A 287-nucleotide genomic window follows, 5' to 3' on the forward strand; every position below is an offset into this window, starting at 1 on the left:
CAATGGACCAACGTCCACAAGGTCTACTACGGGAAAACAAAGTTCACCCGCAAACAAGCCAACGCGATCAAAGTGGCACAGTCCACGAAGAAGTCCTTGGATCAGCTCGCCTACATCGAGAGTCGTCTTGCCGGGATCACCGACCCCGCCGAGAAGTGGCGGCTGCGCCTGGCGTTGCTGTCCATTCCCGGGAACTACGACACACTCAAGCGTCGTGCAAAAGACATCGTCCCCGAGGTAGACACACCTGCCCCGAAACCAACAATCCGGTTTGGTCGCTCACGTAA

The 287-nt window shown here is 56.8% G+C and carries 1 pseudogene; it reads left to right on the forward strand.

Annotated elements, in window-relative coordinates:
• Window positions 1-287, forward strand: a pseudogene (locus QP994_RS11155) (hypothetical protein); the annotation flags it as partial.

Source organism: Corynebacterium sp. MSK044 (assembly GCF_030232825.1).
GTDB lineage: Bacteria > Actinomycetota > Actinomycetes > Mycobacteriales > Mycobacteriaceae > Corynebacterium.